Source organism: Paenibacillus eucommiae (assembly GCF_017874215.1).
Taxonomy (GTDB): domain Bacteria; phylum Bacillota; class Bacilli; order Paenibacillales; family NBRC-103111; genus Paenibacillus_AI; species Paenibacillus_AI eucommiae.
Window position 1 is genome coordinate 205,787 of the sequence record NZ_JAGGLB010000006.1, and the last position, 19,558, is coordinate 225,344.

13 protein-coding genes are annotated in these 19,558 nt (G+C 41.8%); 8 read left to right on the forward strand and 5 right to left on the reverse strand.

The genetic code is table 11. The features are described 5' to 3' along the window. Positions 1 to 20: 20 nt before the first annotated feature. The 3 genes from J2Z66_RS11655 to J2Z66_RS11665 all read left to right on the forward strand — a co-directional run bounded on the left by J2Z66_RS11655 (position 21) and on the right by J2Z66_RS11665 (position 6,025). On the forward strand, positions 21 to 1,439 hold the full coding sequence (locus tag J2Z66_RS11655) for an L-fucose/L-arabinose isomerase family protein (protein ID WP_209971571.1): 1,419 nt from the start codon (positions 21 to 23) through the stop codon (positions 1,437 to 1,439). Positions 1,440 to 1,611: 172 nt separating this feature from the next. Further along, positions 1,612 to 3,213, forward strand: coding sequence for a response regulator (locus J2Z66_RS11660; protein ID WP_209971572.1), 1,602 nt, complete (start codon positions 1,612 to 1,614; stop codon positions 3,211 to 3,213). 34 nt (positions 3,214 to 3,247) lie between these two features. After that, positions 3,248 to 6,025, forward strand: coding sequence for a sensor histidine kinase (locus tag J2Z66_RS11665; RefSeq protein ID WP_209971573.1), 2,778 nt, complete (start codon positions 3,248 to 3,250; stop codon positions 6,023 to 6,025). On the opposite strand, the gene J2Z66_RS43780 is transcribed toward J2Z66_RS11665, so the two are convergent. From J2Z66_RS43780 to J2Z66_RS11685, 5 genes are all read right to left on the reverse strand, one after another. Then, on the reverse strand, positions 6,026 to 6,517 hold the full coding sequence (locus J2Z66_RS43780) for an IolE/MocC family protein (RefSeq protein WP_312894504.1): 492 nt from the start codon (positions 6,515 to 6,517) through the stop codon (positions 6,026 to 6,028). A 393-nt stretch (positions 6,518 to 6,910) separates the two neighbouring features. Further along, positions 6,911 to 7,213, reverse strand: coding sequence for a Gfo/Idh/MocA family protein (locus J2Z66_RS42580; protein WP_245375468.1), 303 nt, complete (start codon positions 7,211 to 7,213; stop codon positions 6,911 to 6,913). A gap of 161 nt (positions 7,214 to 7,374) precedes the next feature. Next, entirely contained in the window at positions 7,375 to 9,687 is a 2,313-nt protein-coding gene (locus J2Z66_RS11675) for an alpha-L-rhamnosidase-related protein (protein WP_209971574.1), read from the reverse strand. 74 nt (positions 9,688 to 9,761) lie between these two features. Further along, complete coding sequence (locus J2Z66_RS11680; protein WP_209971575.1) at positions 9,762 to 10,796, reverse strand: S-layer homology domain-containing protein; 1,035 nt, start codon at positions 10,794 to 10,796, stop codon at positions 9,762 to 9,764. A gap of 67 nt (positions 10,797 to 10,863) precedes the next feature. Then, positions 10,864 to 13,728 carry a cohesin domain-containing protein gene (locus J2Z66_RS11685; RefSeq protein ID WP_209971576.1) on the reverse strand — a complete coding sequence of 955 codons (2,865 nt, stop codon included), beginning with the start codon at positions 13,726 to 13,728 and terminating at the stop codon, positions 10,864 to 10,866. Positions 13,729 to 14,125: 397 nt separating this feature from the next. Between J2Z66_RS11685 and J2Z66_RS11690 the strand changes: the two genes are divergently transcribed. The 5 genes from J2Z66_RS11690 (at position 14,126) to J2Z66_RS11710 (ending at position 19,363) form a co-directional block, all read left to right on the forward strand. After that, positions 14,126 to 15,172: a peptidylprolyl isomerase gene (locus J2Z66_RS11690; RefSeq protein ID WP_209971577.1), complete on the forward strand. Its 1,047-nt coding sequence runs from the start codon at positions 14,126 to 14,128 to the stop codon at positions 15,170 to 15,172. 481 nt (positions 15,173 to 15,653) lie between these two features. After that, on the forward strand, positions 15,654 to 15,917 hold the full coding sequence (locus tag J2Z66_RS11695; protein WP_209971578.1) for a hypothetical protein: 264 nt from the start codon (positions 15,654 to 15,656) through the stop codon (positions 15,915 to 15,917). A 415-nt stretch (positions 15,918 to 16,332) separates the two neighbouring features. Next, on the forward strand, positions 16,333 to 17,181 hold the full coding sequence (locus J2Z66_RS11700) for a sugar phosphate isomerase/epimerase family protein (RefSeq protein ID WP_209971579.1): 849 nt from the start codon (positions 16,333 to 16,335) through the stop codon (positions 17,179 to 17,181). Continuing rightward, positions 17,178 to 18,164, forward strand: coding sequence for a Gfo/Idh/MocA family protein (locus J2Z66_RS11705; RefSeq protein WP_209971580.1), 987 nt, complete (start codon positions 17,178 to 17,180; stop codon positions 18,162 to 18,164). Before J2Z66_RS11700 ends, J2Z66_RS11705 begins: the two co-directional genes overlap by 4 nt. 80 nt (positions 18,165 to 18,244) lie before the next feature. Next, positions 18,245 to 19,363: a sialidase family protein gene (locus J2Z66_RS11710; RefSeq protein ID WP_209971581.1), complete on the forward strand. Its 1,119-nt coding sequence runs from the start codon at positions 18,245 to 18,247 to the stop codon at positions 19,361 to 19,363. Positions 19,364 to 19,558 lie beyond the last annotated feature (195 nt).

A 19,558-nucleotide genomic window follows, 5' to 3' on the forward strand; every position in this document is an offset into this window, starting at 1 on the left:
ATTTTCATAGGGGGATGAATATGGGAGAACAAGCTAAAAAATGCACATTGGGCGTGATTGTGGGGAATCGGGGGTTTTTCCCGGGTCATTTGTGTGAATCGGGGCGTCAAATGATGATAAAGGTTTTGGAAGAGGAAGGAATAGATGTAGTTATTCTTGATGTCAATGCGACTCGATACGGAGCTGTTGAAAGCCTGGATGACGCTAATATTTGTTCGAATTATTTCAAGGAACACCGAAACGTGATAGATGGCATGTTGGTTACGCTCCCAAACTTTGGGGATGAACGGGCGGTAGCCAATGTAATCCGCGTTTCGGCACTTAATGTGCCTGTATTGATTCACGCCTTCAACGATGAAGTAAACTCGATGACTAATAAAGATAGAAGGGACAGCTTCTGCGGAAAAATATCAGTATGCAATAATCTCAAACAATATGGCATTACATACTCCTTAACTTCCATGCATACGGTGGATCCGAAGAGTGAAAGCTTTCGCAGCGATCTAAATCAGTTTGCAGCAGTCTGTCGGGTGGTCAAATCACTGCGAAGTGTCCGGCTCGGTGCGATCGGCGCACGTCCTGCCGCGTTCAACACCGTGAGATATAGTGAAAAGCTATTGGAACGGCAAGGTATTTCAATCGAGACTTTAGATCTTTCCGAAGTTTTTGGAAGGGCGAATCGATTGAAAGATCAGGATCGGAACGTGCAAACCAAATTAGAAGAAATGAAAAGCTACGTGAATACGAACGGTTTCCCGGAAGATAAACTGCTTAAGATGGCTAGACTCGGTGTCACTATTGAGCAGTGGATGAAGGATTACGATCTCTCCGCCACGGCAATACAATGTTGGACTTCGATGGAGGAGTTTTTTGGCATCGCGCCCTGTACGATCATGAGTATGATGAGCAATAGCTTACTTCCAAGCGCATGTGAGGTAGATATCCCCGGACTTGTGGGGATGTACGCCTTACAGCAGGCATCAGGTCGTCCTAGTGCCTTGCTGGACTGGAACAATAATTACGGTGATGATCCCGATAAAGGTGTGGTCTTTCATTGCAGCAATTTGCCCAAAGATGTTTTTGAAGAGCTAAAGATGGACTATCATGAAATTCTAGCAGGGGCGGTTGGTAGGGAAAATACATATGGCACGCTATCTGGACGCATTAAAAGTAGTCCGTTTACGTACTGTCGTGTTTCGACAGACGATTTTACTGGAGAAATCCGTACCTATGTGGGAGAGGGAAGCTTTACGAAAGATCCATTACTTACCTTTGGTGGCTACGGTGTTGTCCAAATCCCTCAATTTCAGAAGCTACTCACCTATATCTGCGAACAGGGGTTTGAACACCATATTGCAGCCAACCTGTCTTCCATTGCCCCAGCTATCAGCGAAGCCTTCAGCAAATATTTAAACTGGAACGTATATCACCATCAATGATTTGTTTTTGAAGGGTCACCGGCTGGATATAGGAAAATTATAGGGGAACATTTGTAAAATTAAGGAATTTCCACTTACCAAAAACATCCTTGACATTGGGAAGTCTGTGCTATAATGTAAAATTGAAAGGGCATTCATCAGTCGTTGATAACATAGTCTGGGAGGGACTCATGTGTACAGATTAATGATCGTCGAAGATGAAGAGGTCAATCGATGGGGTTTAAAGGAACACATTCCTTGGGCAGATTATGGGTTTCAGGTAGTCGGTGAAGCGGAGAATGGAAAGTGCGCACTTGACTTGATTCCGAGTCTACGGCCAGATGTGATTCTCACCGATATTATGATGCCGGTTATGAATGGAATAGAATTGTTGGCGCAAGTTAGTGAATTATATAATCATATTAAGATTGTTGTCTTAAGTGGGTACAGTGAATTTGAGTATGCGCGACAATGTATTGAATATAAAGCATTTAATTATCTTATCAAACCAACTGTTGATAATGAGATCAAGAATGTCTTCCTAAAAGCCAAGAAAGAGCTTGACGTCTCTTTACAAAGATCTACGATTGGAGACAGTAACTCTAACAACAATATTATCCAAGTGCAATATAGAAACAGGATAAGAGATATCATTGAAGGAAGAATGGACGGGCATAGTCCCATCCTGTCCATTAATAATAATCATTATTATGCTTCTATGACTTTGCAAATTCATGAACATCATTGGCCCAAGGAGAATGTCCTAATTCCACTATTCAACAGAGTTTTTGATAAATATGAGGAGTTGGAATCCTGTGACATTATTCAGGTGGATGAGGATTTATTAAATCTTGCGATAACCGTCAAGAGGGATATATCCAGAACGACCTGTATTGGCATAGCCACTGAAATAAGAGATAGGTTAAAACAAAAAATCAATTTGCCTGCTCTTCGCATAAGTGTGGGCATTGGAAAAACATATGCAGATCTTACCGAGCTAAGAAAATCATTTAATGAAGCTTCCCAAACATTAAAGAAGAAATTTTATGAGGGACTTGGTTCGGTACACCATTGCGATGATGTGGAGTCTAAACGAAATGATAGATCAAAATTCCAAGCTCCCCATAGTGGGGGAATCGTTATTCTGATGAAAAGTATTGTTGAATATACCGTTTCATGTCAAATGAACTTGTTGCAATCATCCATAGACCAGTACTTTGAATATATGGAAGGATTTAAGGTAGGCGAAGAAGAGAACATATTTATGAATACGGTTGAAATATTAATCATGCTGTCCATCAAATTAAATGAATATCAAATTGAACTAAGCCGCGTTTTGGATGAGGATGTATATAAGAAAATCCGTAGAATCATAGATAAAGAAACGTTAAGCGACCTTAAGGATTGGATGTATAAGATGTGCAGCATGATATCGAAATGCATCATTTCCCAAGAAGAAGATAATAATCCGATCATTGTTCAAGCCAAGAAATATATTAATGACTATTTCGACAGGAAAATCATACTGGATGAGGTTTGTAAGTTTCTGTACATTTCTCCCTCTTATTTTTGTTCTTTATTTAAATTAAAAACGGGTTATACCTTCATGGGATATCTAACTGCTGTTAGAATATCAAAAGCAAAACAATTGCTATTGAAATCCGATATGAAAGTATATGAAGTCGCCGTTGCTGTCGGATATGATGATTTCAGACATTTCAGCAAGGTATTCAAAAAAGAGGTTGGCCTCACACCAATGTATTATAAAGAAAAGAATATCGGTATTCAGGTTTAAGCGAGGTCGTTTATGGGGGGAGGGGGTTGGAACCTTGTTTCATAAGATTCATCAGAGCTATGGATTAAAAACCTTCCTTTCTTTTCTATCGATTATCTTGGTAGCGGTTTCTTTATCTGTGTTGTGTATTGTCTCTTTTCGCACATCCGTTTCTACAATTTTAGAGCGCACGGAATCTATGGACCAAAGCAATCTAAGACAGGTCAATAACAAGATTGATTTTTCTATGGGTGAAATAGAAAAGTTAACCAGAACCTTTTCTGTAAACCAAACACTTATAGAAAAGCTAACAGAGTATTCTGCAGAGGGTAATAAAAGCTTCTACGATAAAAATAAAATTGATAAAAAAGTTTGGGATATTTTTAATAAAATGCAGGTTGGTTATGAAGATATACTGAGAATAGAAGTTTATACGGATTTGGTCGGTATTCGTTCTGATCGATTCCCCACATCCTTAAATGCGGGAAGCATTAGGAATTCATCCATTTACACTACAATAAAAAATTCGGAACGTAGTGTCAGTATATTTGGTCCTAATCTCCAAGGATCTATTTTCGAAAAGGAATTAGGCGGTTTTGTGTTCGGTTCCCTCATATTACAGGGGGATAAGGAATTGGGCTATATATTTGTTGTTATGAAGCCTCAGTGGATGGATCAGGTGTTCATTGAAGAAAACAATGTAATTATTTCCAGTAAGTTAAATCAGAAGGTCATTTGGTCATCAAGCAATAATCCTCAATTAGACTATACGCCTATATTGAAGACAGCCGCTTATGAGCAGGGTAAATTTAAAGGGAAAATGGGTAATAACGATTATCAGTTTTTCTATATGAAGAACAAATATGGGGATTGGCAGATCCTTACTTTTAGAAGCTTGGAGAATACCTATCAGACGATCAAGAAAGTTCGCAATAATGTTCTTATCACGGCATTAATTAGTTCCTTTATCTCCATTGTTTGCGGTATTTATATTTCAAACAGGATTGCTAGACCCATTCTTTATTTGAGAAATAAAGCTCTTCAATATAATGCTCAGGATAATAGCAATCATTTGGTTGCTGTGAAAGAGAGCATGGGGATCAAGAAAGTGTTTATGATTTATTTTGCCCTGGTTGCTACTGTTCCTATGATTATATATAGCATTACATTTTATTACAGCTCTTCTACACTTATCGAGAATAAAGTGAAGGAATCCATCCTCCTGACCTTCAAACAAACCGCTAATAATATTGATTCTTTTATCGCTATAAACGAAAGGATTTCTACGAATATTATGGTTAATCCCGCCATTCAAAATTATCTTGTCAGGAGCATGAGAGCAGACTACAAACCTGGTGATGAGATGGAACAGATTGGTGGAACGATTGAGGAAAATCTTTCTCTTGCTGAAAATATATTTGAAACTGCATTGTACAATACAGAAAAAAAACCATTGTTCTCGACGTCTTTTTTTATAAATAAAGAACCTCTACAAATTGATGAGTATAATTTAAGCACCCCCTTATGGCTCAGCTATGACTTGGACAAATATAATAGAAACGTAATCAGATTGATAAGGAAGATAAGAGGCGTTAAATCGGATGATCTTTTTTTGAAAGGGTTAGGCTATCTGCAAACGACCTATTATGAAACTAATATTGAGTCTATCTACAGGGACGTTCAATTTGCTAATAATAATACATTTATCATTGATGAGAACGGGACCATAATATCGCATAATTCTAAATCCAGGATTGGACAGAAGTCACAATATTCATTTGATCGAGGAAGTATGCCCATATCCGGCACAATAAATATCTCGAATGATCCAAATCACAGCTTATTGATTTATGTATTTCCCACAAAAATTCCTTGGATCCTGGTTGGAGAATTGGATGAGAAGGTGTTCAGAGAAGATAGTTTAAAGATGTTAACGATCAATATGTATACCGTATTATTTATGATCTTGATCGTGCTGATTTTTTCGCATGTATTTGCAAAAGGCTTGGCAAACTCCATTATTAAGTTAAAAAAGAAACTGATAATCTTCTCAGATGGATATATCCATGCTGATTTCAGTACAAGCTCCAAGGTTAGTGAAATACAGGAATTGGGAATGGCCTTTAACAACATGGCACAGCGGATCAGAAATTTGATAGAAACGGTATACCTTTCTAATTTAAAGGAAAAGGAGCTGGAGCACGAAAAGAAAGAAGCGGAGCTTATTGCTCTGCAAGCGCAAATCAACCCTCACTTTTTATCGAACACCATGGAATCGATTAAATGGATGATTAAAGGGGATAAAAAAGAAAAGGCCGCCGAAATGATTACAGCACTTGGCAGTTTATTCAGGATCGGGATAAGCCAACAAAATAAATTAGTAACCATTGAGGAAGAACTGGATTATGCCCGAGCCTATATTGATATTCAGAAGGTAAGGTTAGGGGATAAAGTAAAGTTCTCCTGGAGCGTGGATCAATCGTTACTTCAATATTATACCCCCAAGCTAATCCTCCAACCGATTATTGAAAATGCGATTATGCATGGTATTAGTAAAAAGGATGAGCTTAAAGGCAACATTAGTATTACCTGTTATAGTGAAGAGCTTTTTATCATTTTTAAAATCAGTGATGATGGGATAGGAATAGAGACACGCCAGTTGGAGAGCATGAATAAGGAGAATTCAGACCATTTGGGTATTGGAATAAATAATGTAAGGAAAAGAATAAAATTGTACTTTGGCGGAGAATCACGTGTCGTTATAGAAAGCATGTCCCAAATGGGGACCATAGTAAAAATTATGATTCCAAAAGTAACAAAAGATGAGATCTAATTATATTTTCAATACGTGTAAAATATTAAAAGGCTGACTCACGCACACATAGTCATGAATGCGTGGGTTAGCCTTTTTGTGTTCACCATAGAAACAAATAAGGGGCAGTTCCTCAGTAAAGTGCTTCATGGAGATATCCGTTACAGAGGCGACATCATGGCGCATCAATTTCACGCCAAGTCGGGCCGCAATATCAACCTCCTTCAGCACCCGCCCGATTTCCGTTTCATATTCCGTTTCGTTCTTTCCGGCAAAACCTGCGCCAAACGCATAGTTAGAAATCTCAATTCCGACTTCCGCGGCCTTCTCGCGAATCGCTTCGACTAACACCGGATTATCCGTCAGGTTGAAGCCGACCGGTACGATCTCGACATGTTCTCCACCGATATTATCCGGAAGTACCTCGTAGGTTTCGATTCGGTTCGTATGATGCATATAAACCTTCAACAGATTCGTATACCAATCAAATTCGATGGTTCCTTTATAGCCCATTAGTCTAGCACCGCGACCACAGGCTTTTTTTCGCGCAAAAAAGTTTTGTGTATAAGATACATGCATGCCAGAATCATACTGAATAATCGCACTGCCTGAATCTTCATTTCCGGTATCCTCGGCGAAGCAGCAATACTCCATGTAGCATCAAACGAGGTGCTTTGAAAAGTGCTATCCAGACTAGTATGCTGCTCATCACAATCCTTACAACCCTGCCGGTTTAGTTCCTTTGAAAATCTGCTTAGAATTCATCGCGCAAATTCGCACTGGTTTGGATTGAAGCAATAGGTAATGTAATCGAAATCATGCGTAGATTTTTGTGAAAAAAGCCCACTGTTTCCTTTTCATCCCTATACCATACATGGGAAAAAATTCCACCAATAGCAACATTATTCATCGCTTGCACATGCTCACTGTACCAATTTTGCCTGAGTCAATAATTTCTTTGGCCATTTGTACCATGGGTGTATTACGCAACGGAAAAGAAACTACCACTTCAGATTGGTATGCATCGTTCGCTTCTTTTAAACGCATTAGATCTTCATAGCTAGTTGCTACAGGTTTTTCTAAATATAATGGAATACCCGTGGGCAATACTTTCAATGCCATCTCTGTATGCAGAGAGCATCTTGTACCAATTAAGATGCCGTCCAATTTGCCGGCAGCGATCATTGCTTCAGGCGTGTCGAAAAACAAGATTTGATCACTTTTTTCTTGCCCAAGCTCTTGTTTAATCTGCTGGTTACGCTGCAGGCAGGATCCACTTTAATCATTTCATCCAATACCCAACGTATACGATCTCCATAGCCAATGACGCCTAGATTCATTCTAAATCCCACTCTTACTAACCTAATTGATTACAGCTCTTGCTGTCGAATGCTCCCTTGTGGATGGTTTACATTAATCTCTAGCCCTTCCGCTTTCTGCTCCCATTTTACAGAAATAGGACCATAGGGCGTCGGCACGGTGCCTGTTGCTTTATGAAAACCGCTGGAAATCGGATTGACCTTAAACACCTTAAAGCCCGGCTCTATCGGTTGAACACCTAACAAATACGCGTAATAGAAATACAGTGGAACCGCTGACCATCCGTGACACAAGCTTCCTGCTCTACCAAAATCATCAGCACCATGCTTGGTCTCCCAGAAGCTGGTCGATCCACTAAACAATATATCTCCCCAGGTTTCCCCTATACAATCAAAAACGAGTTGCCCATAAGCTTCAGGTTCGCCAAGCAGTGCTTTGAATTTAAAAATAGAATGACTTAGTGTAATTGGCACCCAGTCTTGGCCATCCGAAGCCAATCGATTACGTAATTTTCCTGCTAACAGATCAGGACATGTATCTGTGCATAAAGCTAACGCTTGAGTGAGCTCTGCATAATGCTCAGCATAAGCTTCCCCTTGATAGGTTTGATAAGCATTTCTATCTGAATTCCAAAAACGTTGATGAATAGCATGTTTTACTCTCGTTGCCATGGATGAATAATGAGCTGACAAGTCTATCAAGCCGCAAGCTTGTAACATAAACGCCGTAGATTCCAAGCCCATAACAAAGAATAGATTAAGCGGTGCATCCCATCTGGTTTCATGAATTCCTTTAGCACCTGCTAAACCAGATTCCCAATCATAGAAGTTCCAATATGCAGATTCATCCGGTGTTTTTAAGAGGTCACCCTCCATACTAGCGATATGCTTCTCCATCATATTCTGAATAATAGGCAGCATTTTTAGCGTGAAATCGACTCTGCCACTATAAAGCAAATGTTCAGCAAGCTCGATTATCCATAAAAAGCTGAATGAGGGAATTGTGATTTCATACTCCATAGGGGCACATAGCTCCAAGTAGCCATCTTGTCTTGCCCCTTCCCCTAAAAGCTCAAAAGAAGCTTGTGGAAAATCATACTCCCCAAAGCAGTAGTAGCCACATAAAGCTTGGTTTCTCGAATCCATCGCATAAAGCGCCTGCTCTCGCCAAGGCGTGTCCTCGTAGTGTTCGTGCATGCATAAATGCAGCGTACGGATGGCTGTCTTAACAATTTGCTGATGAAGCCTGTCAGGGCAATAAAATTCTCCTTTTTCTGCCACAGGATATTCCGCTGGTCGTAATCCTGCGTAATAAAGCACGAATCGTGCTTTGACACCGCTGATGTGAAGCTGAATATATCGGCCGGCTAATCTTTTGAAGAAATGGGTAAACGTTTGTCTACCCTCTCTGCAGCTATAGGTTACAGCAAAATTTCTCCCTCCAACTTCAGCGCGAACCCGCAAATCATCTAGATGCTCGCCACAAGCAATATCAATTATCGTTCCGTGCTCTCCCTCTAATTCCAATTCTAGTAATCCACATTCTTCATGCCCGAGGTCAAGTACTAGATAAATACCTGATGCCTCGGTAAATGTCGAAGAAGCAATCTGAAGACCTGAGAGATTGGGTAAAGAGGGGACAGCCTTATCGAAAATATACTCCGGTTGCCTATAAGATAAATAGTCGCTCTGCATAAACTGCGCTGACGAATCGTGCTGCTCGGTCGATCTAACAAACAAGCCTTGTGTCTTTATTCGGGCAATTCCTCGCTCCTTCAGCTCAAGCTTGCGGATGGGTCGCTCATATAGCTTCGGTCTAGTCTTATTTAGCTCGAAGCTTGCCTTTGTTGGTAACCAGTCGGATGACATCTTATAGCTATTCGTTAGCCAAAGATCCTCCTTATTGGCGTTATAGACAAAGGAATAACCTAACTGCATGGTTATTTTTGGAACGACCCCACTGACATATGAGGGGGATATACGGCAATACGTATGAATGTCGCTAGAGATGACCTCTTCACCCGTTTCAATGGTATAAATTAAACCAGGGTAACCTTGCTTATATTGAAAGCTGCCTTCCCCCTGATAGTAGGCCAGTATACATAATGCATTCGTCCCCTCATGCAATAAATGACCGATGGACAAACAATCATAAGCTTTATTATTCGGAAAATCATCATATTGACCATAGTCGACCAACACTCCATTAACCCAAACAACATAATCCGAATCAGCAGAGAGATACAGCTTTGCCTGCTCCGCTCTTTCCTGCAACAGAAATTCATGGCGAAATTCCACATATTGATTGACTTCATCTCGAGTTCCTTGATTCCATATCCACAAAGATTTATTAAGTGAATTCACTTGTATGCTCCTTTATTTATATACTTTTGCCCCAGGCTCATATTGATATTCTGAGTACGCCCAATACCCGTTTGTTAGAGGAGGCTTAACGCTGATAATAACCTTTTAATCACTGTCGCTGCTTCCGCTCGCGTTGCCTGGCCATGAGGAACAAACTTATCCTCTGTTCTGCCATTTATGATGCCTAATCGAACAGCTGTTTGAATTCCATCTCTAGCCCATATACTTATGGCCTCTGAATCTGCAAAAGTTACCACAGCGACGTTACTGTTTTCCCCTACTGAAGAACCCGATGCATAGGTAGTCGCTCTCACAATCATCACAGCCATTTCTTCCCTTGTAATATCTCTTTCTGGAACAAAGCTGGTACCTGTTATGCCTTGAATAATCCCTGCCGAATAGGCGTTATTTACGACATCCTTATACCAGGAAGCAGACGCAACATCGGTGAACGGACTTTGCTTCGTAGCCACTTTAAGTTTTAGCGCTCGTGAAATCATCGCGGCGAACTGTGCTCTTGTTACATGGGCTTCCGGGACAAAATGATCTTCATCCATACCTTCAATAATGCCTTTCGAAGCGAGCAGTTCTATATCTGCCTTAGCCCAGTGCCCTTCCAGATCAATAAAACCTTGTTTCACTGAAGCCACGGAAACGGAAATGCTTTGTCCTACGGAATAAGTTTGATGTGACAAATTATGGTCTACCGCCTTTATGGATTCCCACTTCAAAGAGGAAGTACCGGACTTCTTGGTTTTAAAAGTTAGGGTGCCGATGATGATATCCCCACTTTCTCCTGTGACATTGCCGATTTTGGTATGAGCTATAATGATCTCATTTTTCTTGATAATAGGCGATACGGAAAAACCGTCCAGACTGGATTTGGCTTCCACCAGCTCTAATTGGTCAGGATCAAACGTAAATCTCACCTCATAGCCATATAGATCTTTAATATTCTTACCACTCATAGTTACGATGATTTTACCGCCAACAGGTTTATTCGCAGTTAAAAGAAAAGATGAAGCCGTCTCCGCATAGGCGGTTGTAAGAAGCAACGATGGCAGACAGAGTAGAGAAATGAGTATGAAAGCGATCATCTTATGTTTCAAGCCAATCATCCTTTCTTTTCTTAAACAGACAGGAGGGGAGAGCTCCCCTTCCTGCTTTAACTTCTAGTTATTCCACAATTTTCTTGGCGACAGCTGCGAGATCAAGGATATCGATTTTCCCATCTCCATTCACATCCGCTTTCTTAGCTTGCTCCCAATCCGGGCTGCTGCTGTCTTTGCCGTAATGAGCGGCTATGATGGCCAAATCACCAATGGAAACAATGCCATCCTGATTGATGTCGCCATTGATCCCGCCCGAGCTTCCTCCCGTGGTTACCTGAACACTAATAGAGGCTGTAGCTGCTTGAAGCTCTTTTCCTTCTACATCTCCCAGTGCAGCGCTCGTAATCGAGATTATTCCTGTTGTTGTTTGCGGAATATTCTTCGCTTTGAAGGTAAGCTCTACGATTTGCCCATTACCAGTGAATGCATGTTCCGAGCCTTGACTGGCAGCAATTAATCGAAGCTTACCTGCGGGTTCCTTGACGGTCTCCACGATGGCAATCCCATCTATTAAGGACCTTGCCGATACAAATTCCATGACGTTAGGATCATAATCCAGCTTGATGTCCTGTGCGTAAACAGCTTGGGTAACGCTGTTTAGTCCATAGCTAACTTTAAACTCCTGACCAGCCGGAACGGAGCTTGCTCCAGTTAATGAAGTGCGAGGTGCAGTTGATTCAGATGAGATGATGTCTACCGTCACGGTTGCAATCTCTGAATAGTGCTGACCATCATGCACTCTAAAGGTGAAGCTGTCACTGCCATACTCTCCGGCATTGGGAAGGTAGGCGAAATAGCCTGTTTCTTCATTTATAACTTTTGCATAGCCCTTGGTCCCATTTGTAACAATTTCGTAGTACATTGAATCCCCGTCGGCATCGCTGGCGCTAAGCGTCCCTGTCTTCGAAACGTTGCCTGCGCCTGATGTAGCACTACCTTTAGCGGTTAGTGCCATATTGTTAGTTATTGGTTTGTGATTGGCACTATCTGCTGGAACGATTGAGAAATTGTCAAAATAGGCAGATCCAATAGCCCCAGAAATCCGGTAAGTTTTGATCTTAGCCGTTGTATCTGATGCTCCCGTCCTGAAAGGAAGAGCGGTTTTCTTCCATTCCCGATTTGCTACATTCACGTACCTGTAATCGCCTATAGCGGGATTAAAATCCATCAAATAAATTTCCAGATTTCCAGAATCAGATTTCGTATAAACACTAAAAACGTAATCGGTGTCGGGTTGAAGGTTGGTCAGTGTCTGGCTTGATAATTCACCGAAACGTCTGGTGATTTTCCCAGCATAATAACCAGATCGGACATCCCCGGGCGAATCCGCGATAGCAATATCCGTTCCAGTCCATCCACTTAAGTTGCCGCTTTCAAATCCAGGATTCGGCACTAGATTAAGCGAGGTAGGCTCGGGTACGGCTGTTCCATTGTAAGCACCTATGTGAGGCTTGGTCGTTGTGGATACAGAATTGCCCCAGTAATCTTTCCCTCCATTATCTGCGATGAGTTTACCAGCATTAAGGGCAGGGGAGCCTACCAATAATTTGTAGGCGTCAGCCGTATCTCTACCATCTCCTGCTCCGTTAGGCTCTACAAATTTAGGATCTGCCACCACTTTATTCACATCACTGGCTGACCCGCTATGTCCGAAATACAAATTGTTATCATACGAGCCCGCTCCATAGTGACCCTCCTGGGCAACGAAAATATTATTAGTAAATATATTACCTGGAATATCCATATACCAGCTGGTAATATCAATCATACCACCCGCATTGAAAATCGTATTGTTGTAGAAATGCACTTTGCCTCTTTTCGATATATAGACATGGCCTCCTGCATCATGCTGACTAATATTGTATCTGAACACAGTCTTCTCGTACCCGGTATAATTGGCGTTATTCATTTCCATGATTATTCCGCCCTCGTTATCATGGGTATAATTATACTGAAAGACGGGTGTACCCGTTGTTCCCCAATCGACATCAAATGCCATTGCGTCTCCTGTATCCATGCGGGTACGGGCAACTTCATTATATTGGAATAATGGGCTTACCGTATTACTCTCCCATAATGCGGCGTTATATCCATAACCCTTCTCTCTAGCTCCAGCGTCATAAATCGTGTTGTATTCAAACAATGGTGCCACAGAAAAGCCTCCAACGATACCATCACCACCTGTATCCGCAACTACATTATTTCGGACAATGACGTTCGTGTGCCAATTTGCAGCAGTATATACGGTACCGTAAAAAGAAATACCTGAGGTCGATACATCATAGATATGACAATCTTCAATCAAGAGACCGTCAAGTTTGCTGCTGTTTGCCACACTATCATCTGTATCCTCAATTCTTATTACGATGCCGGCCGTTTCCCAGAATGGATAATTATCGAAACGCCGGCTGGAAATACCCTCTACAGCGTGAATGTCTAAACCGATTAATTCAATGTTATGAAGCACTCCTTGTGCCCCGCTGACTTGAATTTCGACACCTGAACGCTGAGCTTCACCCTGACCACGATTTGTGATTTCTAAATTTTTAATCGTCCAATATTCCTGATTATGAAGGAATAGGGCGTATTCCGCACCCGTGCCGTTGATCAGAGGCTTGCTTCCTGTTCCATAAGCAGCGATAACAATCGGATTTCCGCTGCTTCCCGACCCCTTTGGAAGCAAATCCTCATTCCACGAGCTGCCTGACTTCAAATAAATATGATCTCCGGGCTGAAACACCTTGCTGTTGACCTTCTGTAAAGTTTTCCATGGGGTGCTCGCGCTCATGCCCGTATTGCTATCATTGCCGTTAGCGGAGTCAACATAATACGATGTGTTTGCAGCTTCAGTCGTTTGGACTGTGAAATTTACCATTAGTAAAGATGTAATGAGAAACAGGGTAAGTATTTTAACAAATTTCTTGTTCATCTCAATTGCCTCCTAATTAAAGTTGTTTTCATCTGAAATCCCAGCCTTTGATAGTTCCTCCGTATTTACATGTATTTCATGTGCATTGCCTCCTTATATATATTGTTATCGCTTTCATCAAGCTTAGACTGATTATAATTCAACATAATTTGACGTATGTGTTCGATATTTCTTTTTATGGTGTAGTATCTTACTAACCTTACTGACAAGAATAAGTATTCAGTAATCCACATAAAGAGTAAAATTACACACTTTAAATAGAAAGATTGTACACACTTGTGTGAATCATCCACTCTATAATGGGTTTAAGCTTTATATAAGCGATGACAATATTTATTCAAAGGTAAACGGCGGCGCCTTTGAGGACGAACGAGTTTGCTTGGAAAGGAGATTATCTATGAGAAAAGTGCTGTTGATTGGGCTTGTGGCGTTCCTCTTCTTTCTATCCATCACAACTTGGAGAGCGCTTGGTTATCGCGGTCAGGATCCTGTTGTTGCTTGGGTTGAAGGTGAGCCTCTGGCAATCGGAGAATTCAAAATGTCATTGCAGGGAAACAAAGCTTTTATTGTTAGTTACTTCAACAAAACCTATGGAACGAATGACGGTCCTGATTTCTGGGAGAGTAGTATCGAAGGAGAAGTACCTATTAAGCTGTTGAGGCAGAAAGCGTTGGAGGAAAGTAGCAGAATAAAAATTCAGCAGTTGTTAGCCAGGAAAGAAGGTATTGTTGAGGATATTAGCTATGATTTTTTTCAGAGCAGCTTGAAGGCGGAGAATAGACGAAGGGAGGAAGCGCTCAAGAGTAAAGAACCTATTTATGGTCCCAAACAATACAATGAAGCTCTTTTCTTTGATATAACTTTTAGTGAGCTCGCAAATCAATTAAAGAAAAGAAAGCATTCAGCGTGGGAAGTTACAGATGCAGACATACTGACTTATTATGAAGCGAATAAAGATACTGAATTTAGTGATGAGGTATTTGCAGTTGTGAATATGATTTACATTGCAATTGCGAAGGATGGCATCTCGACTGAAATGCATAAAGCTGCTCAATATGTCCGCCAAAAATGGGAGGATGGGAGCGAACCGAAGCAATTGGTAACCATGGCAAGCGATAAGTTCGATGTGAAAGCAGAGTACCGCGAGGAGACGTTTGATAAGAGGAGCCTACTACGCAATATGAAGAGATGGACGAAATTATCGCAGGAGGCTCAACATATATTGCCTGGACAAATTAGCGAGGTTGTAGAGGAGAGAGAAGGGTTGTATATCTTGCAGGGTATTAAAGGTGCCGAGTCCAGATCCGTATCATTAGCTGATGTTAAAGAGCGTATTTACAGCAGCCTTAGGGATGCCAAGTATGATCGTTATATTGACAAGCTGACAGTAGAGGCTCATGTGGAGATCAATGGGGACGTCTACGAACAAATAACTGTAAGATGATCGGTGGTAATCAAGAGAATGTTATCCGGGTTAGGCCTTCTTTATATAGTAGGATTCTACACAATAAATAGAAAAATCACACACGTATGAAAGATTAAATCGTTTTATAATAAATGTAAGCTTACTGAAAGCGATAACAAAATTAAAGGGAGGCAAAAAGACATGCTAATTTGTATTTGTCTATCACTAATGATCGATGGGTGAAAAGTAGGGCACTAATTTTCCAGGCGAGTTGGAGCAAATCTTTTTCTCAACTTATGGAACGAATTCAAAAGACATGCAGGTGGATAAAGACGGAAATTGGTATGATTTTACCAAGGATGATATCTTTGGGATCCTTTGCAACTCTGGAGAAAGTCAACCGAATCATTACGGACCAACTTCCTGACGATGAACTAAAGGAACAATGCAGGCAGCACAAGGTCGACTTTTTGATCTGCGACTGAGTAACTTTGACGACAATTTTCATAGGGGGATGAATATGGGAGAACAAGCTAAAAAATGCACATTGGGCGTGATTGTGGGGAATCGGGGGTTTTTCCCGGGTCATTTGTGTGAATCGGGGCGTCAAATGATGATAAAGGTTTTGGAAGAGGAAGGAATAGATGTAGTTATTCTTGATGTCAACGCGACTCGATACGGAGCTGTTGAAAGCCTGGATGACGCTAATATTTGTTCGAATTATTTCGAAAGTTCTCCTAGAGCGTGGATCAAGCGTTACTACAATATTATACGCCTAAGCTAATCCTCCAGCCCATTATTGAAAATGCGATTATGCATGGCATTCGTAAAAAGGATGAGCTTAAAGGCAACATTAGTATTACCTGTTACAGTGAAGAGCTTTTTATCATCTTCAAAATCAGTGATGATGTTACCCGTGCAGTAAAAAGGCGGCTTTATCTGGGTAGCATGAACTCATTGAATCCTTCGGAGGTTACAATGAGCTGGCAGAACGTCAGCTAACTATCCATCCATGGGCTAATCAAACAAGATTTACAAGATCGGGAGGAGAGGCGTGCTCGGTTGCTGCCCGCATCGCTCGGGCGACGAAGGCTTCTGTCTACGAATGCTTCGTATGTGAAAAATAAAGCTATCGGAGTTTATGGAATAAATAAGCAATTAAACGGTACAATGACAAACTATATTACGGAGGTATGAACATGAAAGCAATGGAAATCGGTGTAATTGTCGATATGACGGACCAAATTGGCTCCATATTTAAAAATTTGCAGCAAGCGGGAATACGAACCTGCCAGCTTAACACCTTTGACGAAGAGTGGCTGAGTGACGATATGGTAAAGCTTGTGAAAAATGCAGCAGATCAATGTGACGTGGAGATTACTGCTTTTTGGTGTGGGTGGCCGGGTCCGCGAGTTTGGAACTTTTACGAAGGCCAGGCTACACTTGGTCTTGTTCCTCCCTTATACCGCTTATGTAGATTAGAGGTGCTGCAGAAAGGTTCTGATTTTGCGGCGAAATTAGGTATTGCAGATTTAATTACACATGTCGGATTCATTCCTGAAAATCCCAATGATCCCGAATATTCCGGGGTTGTGCAAGCATTAAAGCAGTTGGTGAAGCATTGCCAGAGTCATGGTCAATATTTTCTTTTTGAAACAGGACAGGAAACACCCGTCACCTTAAAAAGAACGATTGAAGATATCGGATTGCCGAATATGGGGGTCAATCTGGATCCTGCAAATCTTATTATGTATGGCAAAGCTAATCCGCTGGATGCTGTAGATATGTTGGGTGATCTCATCCGAGGTGTTCATGCGAAAGATGGGGAGTACCCCATAGATGGGAAAAATCTCGGCCAAGAGAAACGTCTGGGAGAGGGAAAAGTCAACTATCCCGCGTTTATCGAAAAGTTAATTCGTCTGAACTATAAAGGAGCCTTGACAATCGAATGCGAAATTGCAGGCGAGGAACACATTAAGGAAGTCATCCTTGCCAAAAAACAGCTTGAGACATGGATTTTGTCAGCTGGAAAGGATGATAGAGCATGAAAGTGGCGATTGTAGGTGGTGGAGGTATGGGGCGTCAGCATCTTGAAGTGTATAGGCTGATGAAAGATGTTGAGGTTGTAGCTGTAGTCGATCCGGACGTTGAGAATGTAAGAAGCTTAATAAACGATGATTCTATAGCAATCTATGCAAGTCTTGATGAGCTGCTAGCTTGTATAAAAATAAATATGGTCGATATTTGCGCACCTACTTATTTGCATTGTGAACTTGCAATTCAAGCAATGGAGCAAGGCATTCATGTTATTTGTGAGAAGCCTATCTCGCTTACTGTGGATGAAGCAAGTGAAATGAATCGCGTTGCAGAATGTAATCAGGTTCAATTCATGGTTGCGCAGGTTATTCGGTTTTGGCCGGAATATCAACATTTGAAACAGGTTTTCGACGAGCAGACTTATGGGACGTTATTGCAGCTTCAGATGTCCCGGATCTCTCCAACACCCCATTGGAGTTGGGACAATTGGATGCTAAATCGAGAAAAAAGCGGCGGTTGCCCACTTGACCTTCACATTCATGATACGGACTTTATCTTGCATCTTCTGGGTAAGCCGAAATCGGTAACAAGCATAGAAAGTATAACGGATGGAATCATGGATTATCTATCTACTCAATATGAATATGACGGAATGCTTGTGCAAGCTGAGGCTGGCTTTTATGCTGCTTCGATTCCGTTTACTATGTCTTTTAACGCTGTGTTTGAAAAGGCAACTTTACAATATAAGAACTACAGATTGACCACTTATGAACATAATAAAGAACCGATAGTCGTAGACGTTACACAATCGCCGGGTGAGACTTTAGAGGAGAAGAAGGCCATTCAAGCGGTTCACGGTTATTACAATGAAATACGTTACTTTTTGGACTGTTTGAATGAAAATAAACATCCATCGATTTGTACACCGGATAGCAGCATGGAAAGTTTAAAGATTGTTTATAAGGAATTGGAATCGGCAGCAGCCCAAAAGTAAACGAACTTTATCTGAGTTTTGTCTGCTGAAAGAAAGAAAAAAACTAACTTTTCGAGTCATTAAAAAAGGAGAGAACATCTATGCAGCAAAAAGGAAAAGTAGTATTGGACTTACGACCGACACCTGGAAATCCGCGCAACAGCGAGGGTGCGTTTCTTGATATGAAAAACGGTCGGGTGTTATTTGTTTACAGCCGTTTTATCGGGGATTCGCCAGATGATAACGCTTATGCTGGTATTGCAGCACGATATTCGTCTGATCGAGGAGATACGTGGACTGACACCGACGAAATTATCGCCTTGCCCGAGCAGCATGATGCGATCAATATCATGAGTGTGTCCCTGCTCAGAATGACAAATGGGGATATCGGGTTATTTTATCTCATCCGCAGAGGCTGGCATGATCAACGATTACATTTGCGGCGTTCGACAGACGAGGGTCGAACCTGGGGGGAGCCGATTTGCTGCGTGCCGGGAATGGGTAATTACGATACTCACAACGATCGCGTCATCCGACTCTCGTCCGGCAGGCTGGTAAATCCCGCCTCTTACCACAAGATGTTAGGTAACGGAATAAATGATTGGGATTCGTTAGATATGAAAGGAACTGCGTATTTCTTTTTGTCTGATGACGATGGGACAACCTGGCGACAGGCCGCAACTTCTGGAGCGATTCCCGATTCCAGATCGGCAACCGGGCTGCAAGAGCCTGGTGTAGTCGAGCTGGCGAACGGTACGCTGTGGTCTTGGAGCAGAACCGATATGGGGCGGCAATACGAAATGTTCTCGTGGGATGGCGGAGAGACGTGGTCCGCTCCGGCAGCATCTCCGTTTACATCTCCAATTGCTCCGCTCTCGATGAAGCGGATCCCGCATAACGGGGAGCTGCTGGCAGTATGGAATCCGATCCCTCAATATCAGACCCGCAAGCTGGAGAATCATTCTTGGGGGCGCACTCCGCTCGTTGGAGCGTTCAGCGGCGACGAAGGGAAGACGTGGGAAAGGTTTTTCGCAGTGGAACGCGAAGAAGATCGCGGCGGATGCAGCTATACAGCGATCCACTTTACCGAGGATGTCCTGCTGCTGGCTTACATCGCAGGTGAACCGGAGGACGGCACGTGCCTTACTCGACTCAAAATACGCAGGATTGAACTGAAAGACTTACTCGCAGAAGGGTTGCCTGCCGCAACTACCGGATAGCAGCATGGAAAGCTTAAAGATTGTTTATAAAGAATTAGAATCTGCTGCAGTCAAAAAGTATACGAAATTTTTCTGAGTTTTGTCAGCTGGAAAGGAGGTGGAGTTGGAAATAACCAATATTGTCTATGGCGTTTCTGTATGCTAGCGAAATCAGGCTTACGTATGGTTACGGCTATTATAATTTTAGGAGGTTGT